9 protein-coding genes are annotated in these 16,718 nt (G+C 38.4%); all 9 read left to right on the top strand.

Features of this window, described 5'->3' with window-relative positions; translation table 11 throughout:
* Nucleotides 1-464: 464 nt before the first annotated feature.
* The 9 genes from GQR60_RS11200 (at nucleotide 465) to GQR60_RS11160 (ending at nucleotide 16,486) form a co-directional block, all read left to right on the top strand.
* Complete coding sequence (locus tag GQR60_RS11200) at nucleotides 465-2,864, top strand: glycoside hydrolase family 5 protein (protein WP_124993004.1); 2,400 nt, start codon at nucleotides 465-467, stop codon at nucleotides 2,862-2,864.
* A 60-nt stretch (nucleotides 2,865-2,924) separates the two neighbouring features.
* Nucleotides 2,925-5,405: a glycoside hydrolase family 31 protein gene (locus tag GQR60_RS11195; RefSeq protein ID WP_124993003.1), complete on the top strand. Its 2,481-nt coding sequence runs from the start codon at nucleotides 2,925-2,927 to the stop codon at nucleotides 5,403-5,405.
* Between the two features lie 24 nt (nucleotides 5,406-5,429).
* On the top strand, nucleotides 5,430-7,472 hold the full coding sequence (locus tag GQR60_RS11190; protein ID WP_191991613.1) for an NPCBM/NEW2 domain-containing protein: 2,043 nt from the start codon (nucleotides 5,430-5,432) through the stop codon (nucleotides 7,470-7,472).
* Nucleotides 7,473-7,491: 19 nt separating this feature from the next.
* Nucleotides 7,492-8,886, top strand: coding sequence for a family 43 glycosylhydrolase (locus tag GQR60_RS11185; RefSeq protein WP_124993002.1), 1,395 nt, complete (start codon nucleotides 7,492-7,494; stop codon nucleotides 8,884-8,886).
* 25 nt (nucleotides 8,887-8,911) lie between these two features.
* Nucleotides 8,912-10,282 carry a glycoside hydrolase family 43 protein gene (locus GQR60_RS11180; protein ID WP_124993001.1) on the top strand — a complete coding sequence of 457 codons (1,371 nt, stop codon included), beginning with the start codon at nucleotides 8,912-8,914 and terminating at the stop codon, nucleotides 10,280-10,282.
* Between the two features lie 104 nt (nucleotides 10,283-10,386).
* Nucleotides 10,387-10,944 carry a DUF3237 domain-containing protein gene (locus GQR60_RS11175; RefSeq protein ID WP_225441393.1) on the top strand — a complete coding sequence of 186 codons (558 nt, stop codon included), beginning with the start codon at nucleotides 10,387-10,389 and terminating at the stop codon, nucleotides 10,942-10,944.
* A 187-nt stretch (nucleotides 10,945-11,131) separates the two neighbouring features.
* Nucleotides 11,132-13,528, top strand: coding sequence for a glycoside hydrolase family 127 protein (locus GQR60_RS11170; protein ID WP_225441392.1), 2,397 nt, complete (start codon nucleotides 11,132-11,134; stop codon nucleotides 13,526-13,528).
* 228 nt (nucleotides 13,529-13,756) lie between these two features.
* The gene (locus GQR60_RS11165) at nucleotides 13,757-14,002 is read left to right on the top strand and encodes a hypothetical protein (RefSeq protein ID WP_124993000.1); all 246 of its coding nucleotides are present in this window, start codon (nucleotides 13,757-13,759) and stop codon (nucleotides 14,000-14,002) included.
* 18 nt (nucleotides 14,003-14,020) lie between these two features.
* Nucleotides 14,021-16,486 carry a glycoside hydrolase family 95 protein gene (locus tag GQR60_RS11160; RefSeq protein ID WP_124992999.1) on the top strand — a complete coding sequence of 822 codons (2,466 nt, stop codon included), beginning with the start codon at nucleotides 14,021-14,023 and terminating at the stop codon, nucleotides 16,484-16,486.
* The last annotated feature ends 232 nt before the right edge of the window (nucleotides 16,487-16,718 follow it).

Raw genomic sequence — 16,718 nt, 5'->3', positions numbered from 1 at the left:
GGATAATAGTATTATTGGATTTTTTAAGTGTTTAAAATTTTTATTTACCAAGGTTATTTTTTTTGACGCAGGGAATAATTTAAATAAAATATTATTTCAATGATGAGTAGGTTGAGATCGGAAATTTGTAGAATCTACTCATAAGGTTTGGTCGATTAGTTCTGTAGTTTATCTGTTAATAGACATTTTTCTACAATTTGTATGAGTAACACTGATCGGTATAATGAAGTTTTAACAATTAAATATTTAACAGGAAAAAAGGTTTGTTGCCTGCAATAAATTTTTTTAACTAAATGAGGCTGTGTTGCGATCAAAAATTTGGTTCGCAACACTATTCTCTTTTTGTGGACTGAAAATAAGATCGCAAATCCAAAGGGAAAAGGTGGAAGATAGATTGCCTGATAACGTTTGTACAATTGTAATTAATAAGCAATATTATTAAAAGTCACACAAAAAAAATAGTCATGATGAAGACAGTAATTTTAAAATTGTGTTTGGTATTAGCAGTTATTTTCCATGTAAATATCACATTTGCATGGGAAGAAATGCCAATGCCTCAGTTGCATGTGGAGGGGAGATATTTAAAAGATGTTTCTGGTCATATTGTAAATTTGCACGGTTTTGCTCAAACATACTCTCCTTGGTTTAACGAACAGAATTCAAAATGGACCAACTTTGATGTAGCTGCATGTTTGACTTATAATCAAGGCTTAATTGACGGTATATTGCAGGCTGGTTGGAAAATGAATTTTATCCGATTGCATATGGATCCCTATTGGTCCAATACTCCGGGTGTGCAGGTTAATGGTGAAAACGATATATCTGCCTTTGACTTTAATAGGTTTAAAACATATCTCGATCAGGTTTTTATCCCCATGGCCGAATATGCAATCTCAAAGGGATTGTACGTTGTAATGCGTCCTCCGGGAGTTTGTCCCGAAGAGATAGCTATCGGCGATGCATATCAGCAATATCTTATTCAGGTTTGGGGATATGTTGCTCAACATCCCAAATTAAAAAACAATCCTAATATTATGTTTGAATTAGCTAATGAACCAGTTGATATACTTGGATCCGATGGAACATATGGCGCAGGTACGCAAGGTCATTTCGATAAGCTTAAAATCTATTTTCAGGCAATTGTTGATGCTGTAAGGGAGAGTGCAAATAACATACTTTGGATACCGGGATTAGGATATCAGTCATTGTATGCCGGGTATGCAGCTAATCCCATTGAAGGTGATAATATTGGTTATGCAGTACATGTTTATCCAGGGTGGTTTAACAGTGGTCAAGGCTATGAACCTTTCCAAAATGGATGGAATAATCAGGTTCAGCCAATAGCTGATATGGCACCTATTATGGTAACAGAGATGGATTGGGCGCCGGAAAAATACAATGCATCCTGGGGTAAAGATATTACCGGTATTGCTGGTGGAGATGGTTTCGGTGCAAATTTGAAGAAGATTGTTGACAGTTGCGGCAATGTAAGTTGGCTCCTTTTTACAAGTCCTGACCTGTTGGATGATTTTACAGGAATTGCTCCTGCTGAAGGTGAGAATTATGTCTTTCTAAATGATCCGGAGGCTTGTCCATGGCCGGTTTATCATTGGTATCAAGAATATGCAAAGGAATATAGTTTTGAAGGTGCTGCAGATGACTATTTAACGTTATCGGATCTGGTTGTTGAAAGTGGGGAGAAATTAACACTTTTAACAGGTAGCTCTGTAGGTTTAAAAATAAAGGCTGTTTTTGCTGATGGGCACATCGAAAATGTAGGATCTCTTGCTGAGTACACTATTGACAATCCCTCGGTCGTTGAAATTTCTAATGGAAGAATTTACTCACTTAAGGATGGAGAAGCAACTATTAATATAGCTTACACAGGACCTTTAGGTGCACAAAAACAAGTGACATTAAATATTACTTCAACCACTTTTCCGTTAACAAATAATTTATTTAATCCTGATATCTGGGAAAATGGCTCTTTTGATGGAGTTACCAATACGCTGAAAACCGGATTATATGGTTTTGGAGGTTGGCAATATGAAGGAATTGATTTAACTGGTTATAAATATATCATCGCTCGATTAGGTGGAAATAATACTGCCGATATATCATTCAATATTTATGATGGTAGTAGTTATTGGGGATCACCTGCTTCGTATCAGTTCGGTAATGAAAATGAAGTGGTTGTAATGCTGGAACATGCAAAGAAGAATGATGGTACACCTCTTAATTCGGAACATATTTATATTGCAGGCTTTTGGTCTAATGGCAGTAATCCTTTTGTAATTGATACTGTATTCCTATCTAATTCCAGCGAATATGATCCACCATCTATTAATATTCAGGATATTAACTCAAATAATATTACAGAGCTTAATGACTTTTATTATGGAATTGATACAGGACCATCTACTGTGCAGCAATTTATAGTTTCCGGTAATAAATTGACGAATGATATTGTCATTACATCTTCTGCCAATTATGAAATATCACTAGAAGAGACACAAGGATATTCTCAAATGATATCGATTAGTCCGAATAAGGGTGAAGTCTCATTGGTTACTATATATGTAAGGTTAGTTTCCGGTTTAACAGACAATATGTATAGTGGGGATATTGAGCTTTCTTCGGCTGGAGCATTTGGTAAAACTATTGCTCTACTCGGACAAGTAGAAAAAACGAATGGGATTTATAATATTCCAAGTTCTGGCGCTGTGGTTACGTCAACTGCATATTTTACTTTATTAGGACAAAAAATAACTGATTTAGATAATCGGAGAGGAATTTTTATAGTTAAAGAATTTTATTCAGATGGAACTGTGGTTGCAACTAAAGTTTTAAAAATGGAATATTGAAAATACCTTTAAATAAAGGTAAACTTGAAGAATTGCATGATTATTAAAAATATTTTTATTATGAAATTAAAGCATATGTATATATTGCTCTTACTGGTCTTTTCGTTATACAATACCAGTAAAGGTCAATCATATAAACATACAGATCTGGGTATTAAAACAGTAATAAATTCTACTGAAATAGAAATTCAATTTTATGGACCATCAACAGTTCGGATATTAAAATTTCCGGAGGGTGACGAGTTTGAAAAAAAGAGCCTCTCTGTGATTATGCAGCCTCGGGAAGAGATTTTTGATATCCAAGAAATGGGCAAGGAAATTACCTTGAAGAGTAAGAAAATTAGTGTTGTATTAAATTTAAAGAATGGGCAAGTGGCATTTAAAACAATATCAGGAGAACCTTTGTTGAACGAAAAAGCATTTGGAGGTAAATTTACTGATTTTATTGATGCCGGAGATACAACTTATAGTGTCTCACAGTCATATGTTCTGGATGAAAACGAGGCAATTTATGGCTTGGGAATTCTTCAGCGGGGAAAAATGTCGCAACGTAATCAAGAAGTAAGAATGGTGCAAAACAACACCGAAGATTACGTGCCTTTCTTCTTGTCTGAGAAAGGATATGGGGTATATTGGGATAATTACTCTCCTACCACCTTTAAGGATAATAGTGAGTCAACCAGTTTTAGTTCAGAAGTTGGCGATGGTATCGAATACTACTTTATGTATGGTGGCAATTCCGATGGTGTAATTGCTTGTATGCGTAACCTAACCGGGCAAGTGCCAATGTTTCCTTTATGGACTTTTGGTTATTGGCAGAGCAAAGAACGTTATAAGAGTCAGAACGAGATAGTTGGAGTCGTTAAAAAATACAGGGAATTGGGCGTGCCACTCGATGGTATTATACAGGATTGGCAATATTGGGGAAATAATTACCTGTGGAATGCCATGGAGTTCCTTAATCCTGATTTTGCAAAGCCGCAAAAAATGGTGAATGATATTCATGACTTGAATGCACACATAATTATTTCCATTTGGTCTTCCTTTGGCCCTATGACTAAACCTTATCGTGAAATGAATCCAAAGGGAATGTTGCTCAATATTGGAACCTGGCCTCAATCCGGGCTGACCAGCTGGCCTCCCAACAAAGATTATCCATCCGGAGTTAAACCTTATGATCCATATAATCCTGAAGCCCGCGATATATACTGGAAATATTTAAACCAAGGTATCTTTAAGTTGGGGATGGACGGTTGGTGGATGGACTCCACAGAACCTGATCATCTTGATTTCAGAGCACAGGATATGGATAATAAAACTTATTTGGGCTCATTTAGAAAAGTTCGTAATGCATATCCGTTAATGACTGTTGGCGGGGTTTATGAACATCAGCGTGAAGTTTCTTCTGATAAGCGCGTGTTTATTTTAACCCGTTCGGCTTTTGCCGGACAACAGCGCTATGGAGCTAATACATGGTCGGGTGATGTTAGTTCGTCTTGGGAATCTTTGAGAAATCAAATTCCGGCAGGTTTGAACTTTTCTCTTTGTGGTATTCCATACTGGAACAGCGATATTGGGGGTTTCTTTGCAGGAGCCTATAATAAAAATTGGAATGATGGCTCCGGTTCAAAAAATCCTTTATATCAGGAACTATATGTTCGTTGGTTGCAGTTTGGAGCATTTACACCTATGATGCGTTCTCATGGAACAGATGTTCCCAGAGAAATCTATCAGTTTGGTAAAGAGGGAGAACCAATTTACGATGCCATTGAAAAAGCTATTAAATTGCGTTACTCTCTCCTTCCATACATTTATGGTACTGCATGGGACGTTACTAAAAACCAGTCAAGTTTTATGCGGGCTTTAGTAATGGATTTTAATGATGAGAATGTAAAAGATTTGAGAAATGAGTATATGTTTGGCAAGTCGATATTAGTGGCTCCTATTGATAGTGCGCAATATACCTCGGAAAAAGTATTGAAAATTGATGCGGATACTGGTTGGGATAAAGCAGAGAAGGAAGATACTAAAAGCAATACAGAAACTAATTTCTGTAAACCTAAATTTAAAAATGTTTATTTGCCCGCTGGGGAAGAGTGGTACGACTTCTGGACAAACGAAAAATACTTAGGAGGACAGAATATTACCGCTACAACTACCATTGATAAAATTCCATTATATATAAAAGCTGGCAGCATTCTTCCATTCGGGCCAAAAGTGCAGTATGCAGCAGAAAAGAAATGGGATAAGCTTGAAATTCGTATTTATGAAGGTGCCAATGGCGAATTCACCCTGTACGAAGATGAAAACGACAATTACAACTATGAGAAAGGCATGTATTCAACCATCACTTTTAATTGGAATGATGCTGAAAAAGTTTTGACTATCAATGACCGCGAAGGAAATTTCCCGGGAATGCTTAAAGAGCGTACTTTCGGCATTGTTAAAGTGGACAAAGGCAAAGCGGCAGGCGATGAGGTTGTTATGTTGTTTGATAAAGTGGTGAAGTACAACGGAAAGAAAGTGTTGGTTAAATTTTAATAGGTATATAAAATATAGTGACTTATGAATGCGATTAAGAATATCACATTGGCAGGTATTATTGGATTGGTATTATTAGCCGGTCTGTGTGGAATGCAAAATCTATCAGCCCAAACAGTATGGCTTGATGAACTAGACCTGAGTACGGCAACCCAAGGATATGGCGTACCGATGAAAAATAAATCTTTAGATGGCAATACGATGAGTATTGCAGGGCAAACCTTTAAACGGGGATTTGCTACCCATGCCGTTAGTTCTTTATTTGTTTTAACGGAAGGAAATGCAAGTGAGTTTACCGCAAAAGTAGGGCTTGATGATGAGATGAAAGGTCATGAACCTGCTGTTGAATTTGAAGTTTATGGCGATGGAAATAAACTTTGGGCAAGTGGTGTGATGCATATAGGTGATTCTGCTAAAGTGTGTTCAGTTGCATTAACCGGCGTAAAGAAAGTTGAACTGGTAGTGGCCGATGGCGGTAATGGCAATTACTACGACCATGCTAATTGGGCCGATGCTAAATTCGAAACCACCGGAGTTCATACATTTAAAACCTATAATCCAATAGCAAGCGAACCTTATATTTTAACACCAAAACCATTAGCATCACCAAAAATCACAGGTGCAAAGGTTTATGGCGTACGCTCTGGTTCGCCATTTCAATTTTTAGTAACTGCAACTGGTGATAGGCCAATGACATTTTCAGCTCAAAAATTACCAAAAGGTTTGAAACTGAATCCTCAAACAGGTATTATTACAGGAAAGCTATCTAAAGAAGGAACTTATGAGGTTACATTGTCGGCAAAAAATATTAAAGGTAAAGCAGAGCGAAAGCTACGTATTGTTTGTGGCGACCAAATGGCCCTAACACCTCCAATGGGATGGAACAGCTGGAACTGTTTTGCTCAAGAGGTGTCGTCCGATAAAGTGAAACGTGCCGCCGATGCGATGGTAAAAAGTGGGCTGATTAATCATGGATGGACTTATATCAATATCGACGATTTCTGGGAAAACAACCGTGACTCTAAAGATCCTGCACTGCAAGGAGAAATGCGTGACGAAGCTGGAAATATTGTAACCAATAAACGATTTGAAGATATGAAAGGCCTTGCTGATTATGTACATGGCCTTGGTTTGAAAATTGGGTTGTATTCCAGCCCCGGTCCATGGTCGTGTGGTGGCTGTGCCGGTAGTTTTGGCTACGAGGAGTTGGATGCCGAAACTTATGCAGAGTGGGGATTTGACTACTTAAAATACGATTGGTGCAGCTATGGAAACGTTATTGATGGCCTGCCCGATAATGACCCTTATAAAGTGTCATCGCTTTCGTACAATGGTGGTAGTGAGTTGGAAACAGCCATGAAGCCTTTTAAATTGATGGGCGAGTACCTTCGTAAGCAACCACGTGATATTGTTTATAGTGTATGCCAATATGGTATGTCCGACGTTTGGAAGTGGGGCGGTTCGGTTGGCGGCAATTGCTGGCGTACCACCAACGATATTACCGATACCTGGGTGAGTGTGAAAAGTATTGCTCTCGACCACGAAAAGTCGGCTCCTTATGCTAAACCTGGCAATTGGAACGACCCCGATATGCTGGTTGTTGGACAGGTAGGGTGGGGCAATACACACCCTAGCAAGCTTAAACCCGACGAACAATATTTGCATATTAGTTTGTGGAGTCTTTTTGCTGCACCTCTTTTAATTGGATGCGACATGGAGAAACTGGATGATTTTACCCTTAACCTGTTGACCAATGATGAGGTAATTGATGTAAACCAGGACCCACTTGGCAAGCAAGCTACTTGTGTACAAACCATCGGCGATTTAAGAATTTATGTAAAAGAACTCGAAGATGGCAGCCGTGCAGTTGGTTTCTGCAACTTCGGAACTGAGATTATTGATACTCAGTACAGCGATTTTGAACAATTAGGTATCACAGGAAAAGTTAATGTGCGTGACCTTTGGCGTCAGAAAGAAGTTACAGGCTTAGACGCTAACACCGAAAAGCTGGCCATAAAAGTCCCTGCACATGGCGTATTACTATATAAATTTAGTTCTAGTAAATAATTAAATACGACAATAAAATATGCCAGGTAAATTTCTAAACCTAAAAGGCTGTCTGGTTGCAGTTCTGGTTGCATTAGTTGGTGCAGGAAATGCACAAAATCCGATTATTCAGACTAAATACACGGCAGATCCTGCACCATTGGTTTACAACGATACCGTTTTTCTTTATACATCGCACGATGAAGATGATGCTTTCGGTTTTAAAATGCAGGATTGGTTGCTGTATACTTCAACAGATATGGTTAACTGGACAGACCATGGTGTTGTAGCTTCGTTAAAGGATTTTAAATGGGTGCCATATGACAATGGGGCATGGGCACCGCAATGTATTGAGCGAGACGGTCAGTTTTATTTATACTGCCCCATGCCAAACGGTATTGGAATTGGCGTGTTGGTTGCCGATAGTCCATATGGGCCATTTACCGATCCAATTGAAAAAGCCTTGATAAAAAACGGACCTCAGGATATTGATCCTTCTGTTTTTATCGATGATGATGGGCAGGCCTACCTATACTGGGGAAATCCGGAGTTATGGTATGTTAAGTTGAACGAAGATATGATTTCTGTAGAAGCTGAACCTAAAAGAATGGCCGATTTTGTAAAAGAGAAGGGCGAAACAGACGCTTTTCATTATCAGGAGGGGCCATGGGCTTGGAAACGTAACGGAAAATATTATATGGCTTATGCATCAACCTGTTGCCCCGAAGGTATTGGTTATGCTATGAGCAATAGCTCAACTGGCCCTTGGGCATTTAAAGGGATGATAATGGAAGGCGACCAGCGCTCTAGTGGCAACCATCCCGGAATAATAGATTATAAAGGAAAATCTTATGTTTTTGGCTTCAATTATGACATATTGAAACAAACAATGTCGAAGCATTACGAACGCCGTTCGATTTGTGTTACCAAAATTGTCTACGATAAGGATGGTACAATAATAAAACTACCTTGGTGGGACGAAACCATAAACACTCAAATTGGGACGTTAAATCCATACATTAAAAACGAAGCCGAAACCATAGCGTTTAGTGAGGGGCTTAATACCAAAAAGGTTATTGAGTGGGAACGAAATGTTTCCTGGAACCGGGGAAAGAAGATAGCCGAACGCATGATAGTTACTTCAATCCATAATGGTGATTATATTAAAGTGCGAGGAGTTGATTTTTCCAAAGGAATTTCATCTGTTCAAGTGTGTGTGGCTGCATTGTATGGCGGTAAAATCGAAATTCATTCCGATAAAATTGATGGATCTGTTTTGGGTCTGGTAGATATTACAGCTTCGGCTGAAGGAGATATCTATAAAACAGCCACAGCCCCTGTGAAAAATATCAAAGGAGTTCACGATTTGTATTTCGTTTTTAAAGGGGAAAAGGATCTGTTTAACTTTGATTGGTGGAAGTTTAATGATAAATAATAAGTTCACATTTAAAACAATAATTATGAGAGTGCAAATCTTATTAATATTTTCATTTGTATTAATATTCAGTACAGTAACAGCACAAAACCCTATTATTCAAACCTATTTTACTGCCGACCCGGCACCAATGGTTTGTAATGATACCGTTTATCTTTATACATCACATGATGAAGATAATACGGTGGACAATTTCTTTACCATGTACGACTGGCGTTGCTATTCAACAACAGATATGGTAAACTGGACCGATCATGGTGCTGTGGCTTCGTTAGAAAAGGATGTTGCCTGGGTAAACAAGAAAAATGGAGCATGGGCTGTTCAGTGTATTGAGCGAAACGGAAAATACTACCTTTATGTACCTATTCATGGTGCCGGAATCAGTGTATTAGTTGCCGACTCTCCATACGGGCCATTTAAAGAACCATTGGGTAAACAACTTGTTGATAGTGAGGATTTATGGAAAGATATCGACCCTACTGTATTTATTGATGACGATGGCCAGGCCTGGATGTATTGGGGCAATCCCAGTGTTTGGTATGTTAAGTTAAACGAAGATATGATTTCGTATGACAAGAGTATTGGTAAAAACGGTATTGTTGCCGTTGATATGGTGCCCGAGTCGTTTGGTAAAAGTGTAAGAAAAGATGGTACCCCGTGTACAAAGTATGTCGAAGGCCCATGGTTTTACAAACGCAACAACCTCTATTACTTAATTTATGCTGCTAATGGAGTGCCTGAATCTATTGGATATTCAACATCAACATCGCCAACAGGACCATGGAAATATCAAGGGTTAATTATGGAACGTTATCCAAAACTATCTTTTACCAACCATGCCGGTATTATTGATTATAAAGGAAATTCTTATTTTTTCTACCATAACGAAGCTTTGCCTAATGGAGGCGGATTTAGGCGTTCTACCTGTTTGGAACAGTTTGAATATAATGCCAATGGAACTATTCCGTCCATTATTCCTACAGAAGAAGGCATAAAAACAAGCCTGGAAAATTTGAATCCATATAAAAGAACCGAAGCCGAAACAATCGCATGGTCCGAAGGGGTGAAAACAGAATCGGGAAGTAATGGCGTGTATGTTACTAAAATTAATAATGGCGATTATCTAAAAATACGAAGTGTTGATTTTGCCAAAGGCGCAAAGAAGTTCGAAGCAATAGCTACTTCTGTAACCGGTGGAAAAATTGAGATTCGTGTAGATGCTAAAGATGGCGCATTGGTTGGTGTTTGTGAAATTACCAATACAGGTGGGGCAGACGTGTGGAAAACCTTCACTACCAAAGTAAATAAGGTTAAGGGCATTCACGATTTGTATTTCGTGTTTGTGGGTAATAATGGCGAACTGTTCAACTTTGATTATTGGAAGTTTAGTAAGTAATTGCATTTTTTTAATGCTGATAGGGTTGTAGATCAGCTATATAAAAATGGTGTCTTACATAAATGGCCTGTTGTGGTTGGAAATAGAACTAAAATTTGTCGAAGATGATAAATGTGAAATCTAATTTAGTGTTAGTAGCAGTGTTGTATGCCTTTTTTGCGGTCTCAGATTTAGCTGCTCAGCAACCTGCCACCATAAAAATGGAACCTGTTTATAACGATTTTAAGGCTGAGTTTATGTGGGATGCCAAAGTGAAAATTGGCAATATGGTTGTAGTAGGCGAAAGCAAACGGGGAACCCGTCGGATGATACCCATAACAGGTGGCTCTTTTAAAGGGCCAAACATTCAAGGCGAAGTGTTGCCTGGTGGTGAAGATTGGCAATTGGTGCGCCCAGATGGCGATACGGAACTCAATGCACGTTACTTGCTTAAAACGAACGATGGCATTATAATTCAGGTCATAAACAAAGCACTGATGCATGTGCCAGCAAAAGACGAAGAGGATAGTTTTTATGCAAAATCAATTGTTGATTTGGAGGCTCCAACCGATAGCAGATATGATTATCTTAATCATGCCATATTTATTGGAACGCTTACCATGCCCAAGTTAAATCCGGGTGAAGAGCCCTATGTCATAATTGGAGTGTACAAGTTGTTGTAATTAATCTTCTTAACTAGAGTTTTTTAATAATATGCATTTTTGAAGAAAACGATGGGTTTGCTATAACCATCTGGTTTATATATTGTACTCTTTTGAAATTGTTGTTTGGATAGAATAATTGACTTTAATGAATGCTAGTGAGAATAGCTATGAGTAATCTTATAAAAACAAATTAAGCTTCAGTATTATGTTTAAAAAAATATTCAAATTCGTGATGTTATTAGGGTTTATATTTCCTATTGCATCAAGCGCACAAGAAAAGCTATATTCCAACGAATTTCCTTTGGGAGATGTACAGCTACTCGATGGGCCGTTCAAACATGCTCGCGACCTGAATATTGAGGTTCTGTTGAAATACGATGTCGACCGTTTATTGGCTCCTTATCGCAAAGAAGCTGGATTATCAGAAAAGGCAAAGAGTTATCCCAACTGGGAAGGCTTAGACGGGCATGTAGGAGGGCATTACCTGACGGCAATGGCAATAAATTATGCAGCAACCGGTAATGCAGAATGCAAAAAGCGCATGGATTATATGATCTCTGAGCTAAAGGCCTGTCAAGAAGCCAATAACCAGAAGTATCCTGATTGGGGTGTTGGGTATGTTGGTGGCGTTCCACACAGTGCAGCGTTATGGTCAAAGATAAAAGCTGGAGAAGTTGGGGCAATATGGGAGGCATGGGCACCTTATTACAATATTCACAAAATGTATGCAGGCTTGAGAGATGCTTGGCTATACACAGAAGATATCGATGCAAAGAACATTTTTCTTCAATTTTGCGATTGGGCAATTACCATTACAGAGGGTTTGTCGGACAAGCAAATGGAAGATATGCTCGCCAACGAATACGGTGGTATGAACGAAGTACTTGCCGATGCATTCCAAATATCAGGTAATAAAAAATACCTCACGGCTGCAAAACGTTATTCGCATAAAATGTTTCTAGATCCATTGTCACAGGGAATAGATATGCTTGACAACAAACATGCGAATACTCAGATTCCCAAATTTATTGGTTTTGAGCGAATAGCAGAACTTGATACTGATCAAAAATATGGTAAGGCGGGTAGCTTTTTCTGGGAAACTGTAACAACTAACCGTTCCTTGGCTTTTGGTGGCAACAGCAGAAGGGAACATTTTCCGGCCAAAGAATCATGTATCGATTTTGTAAATGTAAATGATGGACCCGAATCCTGCAACTCGTATAACATGCTCAAATTAACCGAAGACCTGTTTCGGGTGAATCCAGCTGGAAAATATGCCGATTATTACGAACGTACCATCTTCAATCACATCCTCTCTTCTCAGCATCCCGAACATGGTGGATACGTTTATTTTACACCGGCACGTCCTCGCCATTACAGGGTTTACTCAGCTCCAAACGAAGCGATGTGGTGTTGTGTTGGTTCAGGCATGGAAAACCATGGCAAATACAACCAATTTATATACACCCATTCAGAAGATTCATTATTTCTGAATCTTTTTATCGCATCGGAATTAGACTGGAAAGAAAAAGGCTTGAAAATCAAACAGGAAACAAATTTTCCTTATGAAGAACAAACAAAACTTACTATTTCAGAGGGAGCTTCGAAATTTAAATTATTAGTTCGCTATCCGGCGTGGGTAAATAAAGGTGCATTGAAAATTTCAGTGAATGGAAAGATTGTGGATGGTACATTGCTTCCTTCGTCTTATGTTTGCATCGACCGAAAATGGAAAAAAGGCGATGTGGTTCAAATAACTTTGCCCATGCAAAATACCATCGAACATTTACCCAATGTGCCTGAATACATCGCTTTCATGCATGGACCTATATTATTGGGTGCGAAAACCGGAACCGAAGATTTAAAAGGCTTAATTGCGGATGATGGTCGTTGGGGACAATCTTCAAGTGGTAAATTTTTACCTATCGACAAAGCTCCGATACTGATTAATGATGACATTCAAAATATAGGAAATAAGTTAGTTCCGGTTGAAGGTAAGCCGTTAAATTTTACACTAAATGTAAAAATGGTCAATCCTGTCGAACTTACACTGGAACCGTTTAGTAAAATACACGATGCCAGGTATATGATGTATTGGTTGGCTTTGTCAAATTCAGGCTACAAAGCATACACAGATTCATTGGCAAATATTGAAAAAGAAAAACTTGCTCTGGAAAAACGCACAATCGATCAGGTTGCGCCTGGTGAGCAACAGCCCGAAACCGATCATGGCATGCTATCAGAAAATTCCAATAAAGGCAACAATTTAAATGAGTTTTTCCGCGAAGCTAAGAATGACGGCTTTTTTAGCTACAATTTGGCAACAAATTCGGAAACTGATTTGAGTTTAAGAGTTCGTTATTGGGGTGCAGAATGGGGGAGCAGGAAATTTGATATTTATATCGACGATGAAAAACTTCTGACCGAAGATAATACAGGCCGTTGGAATCAATCTATGTTTAAAGATGTTGTTTATTCCATTCCCAACTCGATGGTATCTGGAAAAGACCATGTATGGGTGAAATTTAAAGCTCTTCCTGGAAGCACTGCAGGAGCTGTTTATTATATTAGGTTAATAAGAGGGGCTGTAGCAAAAAAGTAAAAGTTCGTCCGTTTAGAGGATAAATAAAAACCATAATTAATAATGGTTACCCATTAATAATCATACAGAATCAAAAGAAATCTTTATCATCAAGTTTGCTTTTTGATAAAGATTTCTATGGAAAAATTACCCAATGAACTTAAAGCGATTAAATAGAGAAATATTAAGATCTCTATATTGAATATTAATAGTAGTGAAAATAAGTATTGTAAAGCAATAATTAGATGGATGAAACTTCAAGACACAGAAGATCCTTATTGCGAAACCGGGCACAATGCTTTGTTTATAGGACCAGATGGAAATATCTGGAGTTCTTGTCATTACAAGGGGTACGGAAAAAGTCTGTATCCCTATTGTCCGGAACTTCAGGATTGGGAAAAGACCCCTCAGATAGGTATTGAACCTGTTTATTATAAAAATGGCAGATTTTATATTTTAAAACCAACCTGGACTGAGCAAGTGATTGAATATTAATTTTTTAAATGTGAAATAATGAAACGAGTCCAATTTATATTTATACAGGCTCTTTTTCTTTTTATCTCTTCGTGTGCAGAGGATCAGGCACAAGAGCAGGAATTGAAGCTGTGGTACGATAAACCTGCAAAACAATGGGTAGAAGCTTTGCCGGTAGGGAATGGTCGTTTAGGCGCAATGGTTTTTGGCGACCCTGTTAATGAAGTCTTTCAGTTGAATGAGAATACGTTATGGGCAGGAGGGCCTAACCGTAACGATAATGTGCAGGCAAAAGAAGCATTGGCCGAAGTACGCAAGCTTATTTTTGAAGGCAAATTTGCTGAAGCGCGTGATCTGGTCGATCAGAAAATGATTAGTAAAAAGTCTCATGGGATGTCTTATCAAACGGCAGGTAATTTAAAGCTGTCGTTTCAGGGGCATGAGAACTATACCGATTATTATAGAGAGTTGGATATCAATAATGCCATTGTAGCATCTTCCTATAAAGTGGATGGTGTTAACTATAAAACCACTGTGTTTTCTTCCCATCCCGATGAAGTTATTATTGCAAAAATAGAAGCAGATAAATCAGGTGTCATTAATTTTTCTGCAAGTATGGACAGACCTTCCGAAGTAACTGTTTCCACAAACGGCAATGATGAACTAATAATGTCTGGCATCAGCAGCGATCAGGAGGGCATAATAGGGGAGGTAGCTTTCAATGTTAAAGTTAAGATTACTACGAAAGGCGGTTCTGTTTCTTCTGAAAACGGATTATTAACTGTAAAAGATGCCAACGAAGCAACTCTTTATATTTCTGTTGCAACCAATTTTAATAACTATAAAGATGTAAGTGGCAACGCCGAGAAAAGGGTAAACAGATACTTAGATAAAGCAATACAAAAAGACTATGAACAAGCTTTGATGGAGCATATTGCCGATTATCGCTCATTTTTCACCCGCGTTAAGTTAGATTTGGGGGAAACGGATTCGGTAAAGAATACAACCGATGTGCGTATAAAAGAGTTTGCCAAAGGCAACGATCCGCAATTGGTGGTTCTTTATTTTCAGTTTGGCAGATATCTGTTAATCTCTTCTTCGCGTCCCGGTACGCAACCCGCCAACTTACAAGGCATCTGGGCAGGAAACCTTTTCCCTGCCTGGGATAGTAAGTATACAGTGAATATTAATACTGAAATGAATTATTGGCCATCTGAGATTACCAATTTATCCGAAATGAACGAACCTTTGGTTAAAATGGTTCGCGAACTAGCTGAAACAGGAAAACAAACTGCAAAGGATATGTATGGTGCCAGAGGATGGGTATTACACCATAATACTGATATCTGGCGAATTAACGGATCTATAGATGGAGCCAATTGGGGTATGTGGCCAATGGGAGGTGCCTGGTTGTCGCAACACCTGTTTGAAAAATATGCCTTTTCCGGAGATATAGACTATTTAAAATCTGTTTATCCTGTCATCAAAGACGCAGCTCTGTTCTTTGTGGATTTTCTGGTTGAAGAGCCTGTAAATAACTGGTTGGTTGTAAGTCCTTCTGTTTCACCGGAGAATACACCAATGGGGCGTTCCACCTCAATTACAGCAGGAACAACAATGGATAATCAATTGGTTTTTGATCTGTTTAAAATCGCCATAAACGCTGCTCAAATTTTGAATAAAGATCCCGAATTAGTTGACACCTTAAATCAAACCTTAAAACGTTTGCCTCCAATGCAAATTGGCAAATGGGGACAGTTACAAGAGTGGATGGAAGATTTAGATAATGCCAATGACCATCATCGTCATATATCTCATCTTTATGGATTATATCCATCCAACCAAATTTCGCCCTACCGCACCCCGGAATTATTTGATGCTGCAAAAACATCACTTCTGGCACGTGGCGATGAATCTACAGGATGGTCTATGGGATGGAAAGTTAATCTTTGGGCACGTTTGCTTGATGGTGATCATGCCTTTAAGTTAATTACAGATCAATTAAAACCTGTTGTCGGAAATGGAGGCATGAGTGGAGGTGGTGGCACCTATCCAAATCTTTTTGATGCACATCCTCCTTTTCAGATTGATGGTAATTTTGGATGTGCAGCAGGTATTGCAGAAATGCTGCTTCAAAGCCACGATGAAGCAATTCATTTGTTGCCGGCTTTGCCTGCTGTGTGGCGTAATGGAACTGTTAGTGGACTTAAAGCAAGAGGCGGGTTTGAAGTTAGTATGCAGTGGGCAGAAGGGAAACTGGTCAAAGCCGAAATTCACTCATTAAATGGCGGTTTGTGCCGTGTGCGTTCCTACATTCCTTTGCGTGGAGATGGCATTAGGCAAGCTGAAGGTGAAAATACAAATGGTTTTTACTTTTTAAAAGCGACACCTCAACCAATTAATAATACTAAGGAGAAGATACAGAATGTCCAGTTACAAAAAATCTATGAATATGATGTAGATACTAAACCCAATCAGGTTATCTCTTTTTACGGAATTAAATAATAGAACCTTTTGAATTAATGAAGTTAAGGTGTGTTTTATATTGATATACCTATACTTTCACCAATAGAATATGGAAAACTATTAAACAAATATAAAATAGTTGCATGACGTAACTCTTTGTCCACTTTTTTGTTGCAAGTTCATTGTAATATTACTTATTAAGTTAGCCATTATGTATTTCATAGTGGCTTTTTTTATTGATAATGCCAATTAGTATTTAATTGAAAATTGA

This window comes from Labilibaculum euxinicum (assembly GCF_009795715.1).
Classification (GTDB): Bacteria; Bacteroidota; Bacteroidia; order Bacteroidales; family Marinifilaceae; genus Labilibaculum; species Labilibaculum euxinus.
The sequence above is the reverse complement of the archived record's forward strand: the minus strand, read 5'-3'. Positions and strand labels throughout refer to the sequence as shown.

Excerpts from the sequence above, each read along its gene's own strand:
- GQR60_RS11200 (WP_124993004.1), top strand. The coding sequence starts at position 465 with ATGATGAAGACAGTAATTTTAAAATTGTGTTTGGTATTAGCAGTTATT.
- GQR60_RS11195 (WP_124993003.1), top strand. The coding sequence starts at position 2,925 with ATGAAATTAAAGCATATGTATATATTGCTCTTACTGGTCTTTTCGTTA.
- GQR60_RS11190 (WP_191991613.1), top strand. The coding sequence starts at position 5,430 with ATGAATGCGATTAAGAATATCACATTGGCAGGTATTATTGGATTGGTA.
- GQR60_RS11185 (WP_124993002.1), top strand. The coding sequence starts at position 7,492 with ATGCCAGGTAAATTTCTAAACCTAAAAGGCTGTCTGGTTGCAGTTCTG.
- GQR60_RS11180 (WP_124993001.1), top strand. The coding sequence starts at position 8,912 with ATGAGAGTGCAAATCTTATTAATATTTTCATTTGTATTAATATTCAGT.
- GQR60_RS11175 (WP_225441393.1), top strand. The coding sequence starts at position 10,387 with ATGATAAATGTGAAATCTAATTTAGTGTTAGTAGCAGTGTTGTATGCC.
- GQR60_RS11170 (WP_225441392.1), top strand. The coding sequence starts at position 11,132 with ATGTTTAAAAAAATATTCAAATTCGTGATGTTATTAGGGTTTATATTT.
- GQR60_RS11165 (WP_124993000.1), top strand. The coding sequence starts at position 13,757 with ATGAAACTTCAAGACACAGAAGATCCTTATTGCGAAACCGGGCACAAT.
- GQR60_RS11160 (WP_124992999.1), top strand. The coding sequence starts at position 14,021 with ATGAAACGAGTCCAATTTATATTTATACAGGCTCTTTTTCTTTTTATC.